Source organism: Pseudidiomarina tainanensis (genome assembly GCF_004214835.1).
Classification (GTDB): domain Bacteria; phylum Pseudomonadota; class Gammaproteobacteria; order Enterobacterales; family Alteromonadaceae; genus Pseudidiomarina; species Pseudidiomarina tainanensis.
Window position 1 is genome coordinate 322040 of sequence record NZ_PIQJ01000002.1, and the last position, 6226, is coordinate 328265.

8 protein-coding genes and 1 rRNA gene are annotated in these 6226 nt (G+C 48.9%); 5 read left to right on the top strand and 4 right to left on the bottom strand.

Features of this window, described 5'->3' with window-relative positions:
- Positions 1–2 precede the first annotated feature (2 nt).
- Positions 3–146, bottom strand: coding sequence for an LPS translocon maturation chaperone LptM (gene lptM, locus CWI82_RS10060; RefSeq protein WP_130203439.1), 144 nt, complete (start codon positions 144–146; stop codon positions 3–5).
- Between the two features lie 89 nt (positions 147–235).
- Here lptM and cyaY point away from each other — a divergent pair, with 89 nt between their 5' ends.
- From cyaY to CWI82_RS10085, 5 genes are read left to right on the top strand one after another with little or no spacing between them, the layout of a single operon-like run.
- A complete protein-coding gene (gene cyaY / locus CWI82_RS10065; RefSeq protein WP_092857559.1) occupies positions 236–562 on the top strand; it encodes an iron donor protein CyaY in 327 nt (108 codons plus the stop codon).
- A gap of 15 nt (positions 563–577) precedes the next feature.
- A complete protein-coding gene (gene hemC, locus CWI82_RS10070; RefSeq protein WP_092857561.1) occupies positions 578–1519 on the top strand; it encodes a hydroxymethylbilane synthase in 942 nt (313 codons plus the stop codon).
- The gene (locus CWI82_RS10075; protein ID WP_130203440.1) at positions 1516–2289 is read left to right on the top strand and encodes a uroporphyrinogen-III synthase; all 774 of its coding nucleotides are present in this window, start codon (positions 1516–1518) and stop codon (positions 2287–2289) included. The genes hemC and CWI82_RS10075 overlap by 4 nt, the downstream gene beginning before the upstream one ends.
- 17 nt (positions 2290–2306) lie before the next feature.
- The gene (locus CWI82_RS10080; RefSeq protein ID WP_165383923.1) at positions 2307–3476 is read left to right on the top strand and encodes a uroporphyrinogen-III C-methyltransferase; all 1170 of its coding nucleotides are present in this window, start codon (positions 2307–2309) and stop codon (positions 3474–3476) included.
- A gap of 4 nt (positions 3477–3480) precedes the next feature.
- Positions 3481–4635, top strand: a complete 1155-nt coding sequence (locus tag CWI82_RS10085) for a heme biosynthesis HemY N-terminal domain-containing protein (RefSeq protein ID WP_130203441.1) — start codon at positions 3481–3483, stop codon at positions 4633–4635.
- Between the two features lie 40 nt (positions 4636–4675).
- Here CWI82_RS10085 and CWI82_RS10090 read toward each other — a convergent pair whose 3' ends face one another.
- From CWI82_RS10090 to rrf, 3 genes are all read right to left on the bottom strand, one after another.
- Positions 4676–5251, bottom strand: a complete 576-nt coding sequence (locus CWI82_RS10090; protein WP_092857569.1) for a YceI family protein — start codon at positions 5249–5251, stop codon at positions 4676–4678.
- A 37-nt stretch (positions 5252–5288) separates the two neighbouring features.
- Positions 5289–5849, bottom strand: coding sequence for a cytochrome b (locus CWI82_RS10095; protein ID WP_092857571.1), 561 nt, complete (start codon positions 5847–5849; stop codon positions 5289–5291).
- Between the two features lie 292 nt (positions 5850–6141).
- Positions 6142–6226, bottom strand: a 5S ribosomal RNA gene (gene rrf / locus CWI82_RS11590); the annotation flags it as partial.

The following is a 6226-nucleotide window of genomic DNA, read 5'->3' on the forward strand; positions in this document are numbered from 1 at the left end:
GCTTACTCACCATTTTCTGCAGGATTCGTCGGTTGATTTTGCTCAGCCGGCGGTGGCAATTCTAACGGCCCTTTTTGCCCACAAGCGGCGATAAAACCGAGTGTTCCTGCTACAATGATCAGACGCATTACTTTCAAGTTAAACATCGGTAAACTGTACCTAATAATTACGGTTAATTTTGTTGATGCGTCTATCATCGCATTGAGACGCACAAATGTCATTATCAGGAGTTGACATGCAAGAGCACGAGTACCACGAATTAGCGGAAGCAACGATTTTAGCGATTGAAGAAGCCATTGAAGCTTGCGGTGTTGATATTGATTGTGAATCCGGCGGCGACATCCTTGAGTTGACCTTCCCGAACGGCACCAAAATGGTCATTAATAAACAGCCGCCACTACACCAACTGTGGGTGGCGACCAAGTTCAATGGTCATCACTTTGAGTTTCGTGACGGAAAGTGGATCGATAATCGCACCGGTAGCGAACTTTGGGAGTTACTCAGCGAGGCTGCCAGCCGCCAAGCGGATAAAACCTTGTTATTAACCCCTCCTTCAAACTGAGTTTAGAGCAGAATGATGAGTCAAACTTTACGCATTGCCACACGCAAGAGTCTGCTCGCCATGTGGCAAGCCGAACACATTAAAGCGCGCCTTGAGCAACTGCATAGCGACCTGACGGTTGAGTTGCTACCCATGAGTACGCGCGGCGACGTAATTCTCGATACGCCATTAGCAAAGATTGGCGGTAAAGGTCTATTCGTCAAAGAGCTTGAAGTTGCTATGTTAGAAGGCCAGGCGGACTTAGCCGTGCACTCGATGAAAGATTTGCCAGTCGAGTTTCCAGAAGGCCTAGAGCTGTTTGGTATTTGTGAGCGCGAAGATCCGCGTGATGCGTTTGTTTCAAACAACTACGCCCAGCTCGATGACTTACCTGAAGGCGCCATTGTGGGTACCTGTAGCCTGCGTCGTAAATGCCAAATTTTGGCCAACTTCCCGCATTTGGTGGTGCATGATTTGCGTGGCAACGTGCAAACGCGCTTACGCAAGCTCGACGAAGGTCAGTTTGATGCGATTATTTTGGCAGCATCGGGGTTGATTCGCCTCGAGCTTACCGACCGTATCAAACAACGTATTCCGGCTGAACTCTGTTTACCTGCGAACGGTCAAGGCGTATTGGGTATTGAATGCCGTAGCGACGATGAAGCAACAAAAGCATTACTGGCACCGTTGACTTGCGCGGATACACGTAGCTGCGTACTGGCTGAGCGCGCCATGAATCGTCGCCTCCAAGGCGGCTGTCAGGTTCCAATTGGTGCATATGCAGAGTTACACGGTGATCAGCTGCATTTGCGTGGCTTAGTCGGCCGCCCAGACGGTAGTGAGATTATTGAGGGCGAAATTAAAGGGCATCGCGATCACGCCGAAGCGCTGGGTACCGAACTCGCCGAATATTTGTTGGCGCGCGGTGCCGGCAAAATTTTACAAGACGTGTACGCGGAGAACGAACTGCAATCATGAACCATCATTTGCTGCTATTACGTCCAGATGATCAAGCACACGAACTTGCTCAGCTACTGCAACAGCGGGCTCGTGCGGCTGACATGGGGCTAACTTGCAGTAGCAAAAGCATGGTGAAGATTAGTGGTTTCGATGATCCAAACCACAGTTTGCGTGGCATTTTGCAGCAACCGTGGGATGCCGGCATGATGGTCAGTGTGAATGCGGCGCGGCACTTTGCCAAACAAGCGGCGGCGTGGGCACCTGAGCAGCCAATGCCTTCCGCCCGTTGGTATGCCGTGGGGCCGACAAGTGCCGCGGCAATCGCACAAGTCGTTGGGCGTCCAGTCAACTGCCCGTGGCGACAACACAATAGCGATGCGCTACTTAGATTGCCGGAGTTACAACAAGTCAAAGGGCAACGTTGGCTACTTATTCGTGGTCACGGTGGCCGTGAATTGGTTGCAGACACACTTCGTGCGCGCGGTGCCGATGTGACGTATTTGGAAGTTTATCAGCGCACGCCGGTTAGCTTGGCGCCGAATGAGTTTGAGCAGTGGCAACAGCAAGTTAATGGCATTGTGGTAACGAGCGCTGAACAGTTAAGTTATTTTCTTGCGGCGGTACCAAGGCAAGCGCTAAGCTGGTTAGCGAACTGTTATTGGATTGTCGCCAGCGACCGCTTAAAGCAACTTTTACCAGTGGCCCTACAAGGCAACGTTGCGGTGGCTCATAGCGCTACGCCATTCGCCTTAGTCGATGCCTGGCAACAATTATTGGAACAGCAGTAAGCATATAAGGAATGTCCATGAGTGAGTCGAACAAGCAAAAGCCAGCAACCGAGAGTGCGCCAACGAAGTCCGAAGCGCCAAAGGTAGAAACAACGCAGGCGGCCAACGAAACTACGACTAAGAAAGAGCCGAGCAAGAAACCGAAGCGCAACTCAGGGCTCATCGCTTGGATCATTGTGGTTATTCTTGCTGCAGCGATAATTGTGGCCATGTGGTTCGGTTATACTCGGGTATGGCCAATGCATCAGCAACAGATTGCATCCATGGCGGCGCAACAAGACGCTGCTGCAACGACCATCTCGCAGTTACAGGGGCGTTTAGATGAGATGGAGCAGGCCGTCAGTACGACGGTTCGTTCGTCAGTTGAGCGTTTGGAGCAACGTGTTGAGTCTCAGTTAGGTCGTCAACAACAACGTCTTGATGACTATCAATTAGCGGTTCAGTCGGTACAGGCGGAGCTGGCCAATCTGGATATTTCACAAGAATCCAATTGGCGTATATTTGAAGCGCGAAATCTCACCGAGCGGGCCTCGACGAAACTCTGGATTGAAAATGATGCTGATGCAGCAAGAGCATTTTTAGAGTTGGCTGAGTCGCACATTATTGCACTTGATAACCCAGCGCATATGCCCGTACGCCAAGCTTTGGCCAATGATATTGCCATGCTAAAACAATTACCTGATAGCCAAATTGAGGCGGTCAGTTTGCAGTTAGGTACCTTGCGCGATCAGGTTTCACGAAGTCAATGGTATCAACAGCTCGCAATGTCGAGCGCTGAGGCGAGTAACAGCACTGAAGATAACTGGTTGAGTCACCTGAAACGTAGTTTAAATACCTTGATGCAACAGTTTATACGTGTACAGCGACGCGATACTCCGGTCGAGCCGATGATTGCCGATGCTTATTTCGACGTTCTACAACAACGTGTGTTGCTACAACTTCAACTGGCTCAGCAAGCGGCTGTGACTGGTTCACAATTAGTTTATGAAGCGAATATTAATGAGGCTATAGAGCTACTGACGAGCCTGCAAGGACAAGTCAACGACGCTGATTTAAACCGTTTTGTTGATGAACTACAAGCGCTGAAAGCAACGCAACTGCGACCTGACTATCCGTCTGAGTTAACGGCAACGGCTCAACTTGAGCGTCTTGCCAAACAAGTTGCGCAAACTAACCAAGGGGGCTAAGCCGATGAAAACTGCCTTGGTTGTAATTGTTCTATTTATTGCCGGACTACTACTTGGCCCGCTGTGGTCAGGAAACACCGGCTATGTTCTGGTTTCTGTTGGCTCATACACCGTTGAGACAAGCGTCGTTGCGGCGCTTATCTTATTGGTCATTGCTATTATTATTTTACGTGCTGTATTCGCATTCATCGCCCGACTTATTCGCGGTACCAAATGGGGCGTTCGTTGGTTTGGAAACCGTCGTCAGCAAAAGGCCGAAGCCGCATTCCATGATGCCTTGGTTGGGCTTAATCATGGTGACTATGCAGGTAGCTCAAAAGCCGCCAACCGTGCTTGGCAGCTGCGTAAGCAGCCGAATGATGCGTTATTAGCAGCCTATGCAGCCCAACAAGCAGGCGATGTGAAGCAAGCGCGTGAATGGCTAACGCATACCGATCAGAACGCCGAACTAGCCGTTGCAGAAATGATTATGGCACTGCGCGAAAATCCAGACAGTATTGATAGCCGTTTGACCCAATTACGCGCTCTACTTAAAGATTATCCACGTCATCCTGAACTGATCCGCCAAGCGATTGTTGGCCTTCGCTATCACCATCGTTATCGTGATATTGCCGGTTTGCTCAATGCAGCGGAGCAGCAACAGCTCTTTAGCGATACCGAGTTTGAGACGTTGGTTGAGGAAACTTATTTTAATTTAATGCTAGAAGCAGGGCGTAGCAGTGCGAGTGCGCTTCAGGATTATTGGCAGGCGTTAACGCGTGATCAACGGCGTAACAAAGCGATTCGCCGGGCGTACCTACGCGCATTGAAAACTTTTGATGCGACCGCAGCAGCAGATAAAGTCGCAGCGCGGGCATTAAAACGCGGTGAGCTTGATATTGCTTATTTACTCGATAAACAGCTTTTAGTCGCCGGCCCTGAGCTTCGCGATATTGTACAAGATGGATTAAAGAAAAAGCCGGATGACCCATTCTTGCTACAAGCTATTGGTCAAATGGCACTACAAACGAAAGATTATGCATTGGCACAACGAGCGCTACGTCGTGCGGCGGATTTGGCGCCATCGCAGCGAGTCTTATTCGATCTCGCTCAAACCTATGATGCGCTTGGCGATACCGCGAATGCGTTGAAGTGTTATCGAGAAGGCTTGCGGGTTTAACCGCAAGCCTTTTAAGTTACTCGAGTTAGTCGGTTTCGAATTACTGACGAATACCTTCAATCGATAAGAAGATTTCGACTGTTTCAGAAGCTGGACCTAAATCGTAATCCATACCGAACTCAGCTGGCGTTAATGTAACTGAGCCTTCAAAGCCGCGACGGAAACCACCCCATGGGTCTTGGCCAGCACCGATTTCTTTCACATCAATCGCAATTTCTTTGGTGGTGCCGTGTAAGGTAAAGTTACCTTTCATCACGCCAGTACCATCGCCATTTGGTGTGTAGCTCGTCGAAACAAACTTCGCTTGCGGATATTTACTCACATCAAAGAAGTCGGCACTACGTAAGTGCTTGTCACGCTCAGCATGGTTACTGTCTAGGCTTGCAACATCAATGGTCACATCAACTTTGGCAGCGCTTGGATTCGCTTCGTCATAGCTAAATGTGCCTTCGAAATCGTTGAAGCGGCCAAGTAACCAGCTATAACCTAAGTGGCTGATTTTGAATTGAACGAATGCATGAGCACCGTCAGTATCAATCACATAATCAGCTGCATTAGCTTGGGTTGCACCAAATAATGATGCTGAAATAACTGCGGCAAGTGCTAATTTTTTCATAATTAAACTCCTCAAATGAAACATTATTCGTGATGCGTTAGTCGTTGTTCGATTGACTACGTTTGGCGACTAACATACGGGTCAAAGTTGAATCTTTATTTACAAAGTGATGCTTTAGGGCTGCCAGCGCATGTCCTGCAGCGATAATTACCAATGCTAAAGCGGTATACCAGTGCACGGCTCCCGCGATATCTTCTTGCTGCGGGATACTCGTAATCAAAGCTGGAATTTCGAACCAGTCAAATACAGAGATCCCACGTCCGTCAGCCGTCGAAATCAAATAGCCGCTAATCATCGTTACTAGGAGCAAGGCATAAATTAAGCTATGCCCTATACGCGCACCGGTTTGCTCTAGTCGTGTACCGAGTGGTTTTGGCGTGGCATTCGCAAGCTTCCAAACCAACCGTACAATCGTTAGCAACAACAACGTGATACCAAATGATTTATGCCACCACGGCCCTAAGCGATACCAACTATCGTAGTAGCCAAGCGTTAACATCCAATAGCCTAAGGCAAAGAGTCCGATAACCATTAAAGCACTCAGCCAATGGATTAAGATGGCTACCCAGCCGTAGGAATTTGAATTGTTCTTGAGCATAAAAAGCACCTTGTGGTTGTTCACATGAGCAGTTTAGCTTAGTTTAAGAATTAAGATATGGGATAAATTAGAGGGATATATTCTAATTCTTCGAATAAAAGCTAGAGCGATATTAGCTATTGGATATTAGATATTAGACGAAAGGCGTTGTTCGTGCGCTGCGCTGTTCGTAACCGAACAGAGAGGCGAAGCCGAACGGACGAACAGCGTAGCGGACGAATCACGAATCACGCTTTTGGGTCCGTAAACGAAAAAACCCCGAGCGTTAGCTCGGGGTCTCGTCGTATTTGAAGCCTGGCGGTGTCCTACTCTCACATGGGGAAGCCCCACACTACCATCGGCGCTGAAGCGTTTCACTACTGAGTTCGGAATGGATC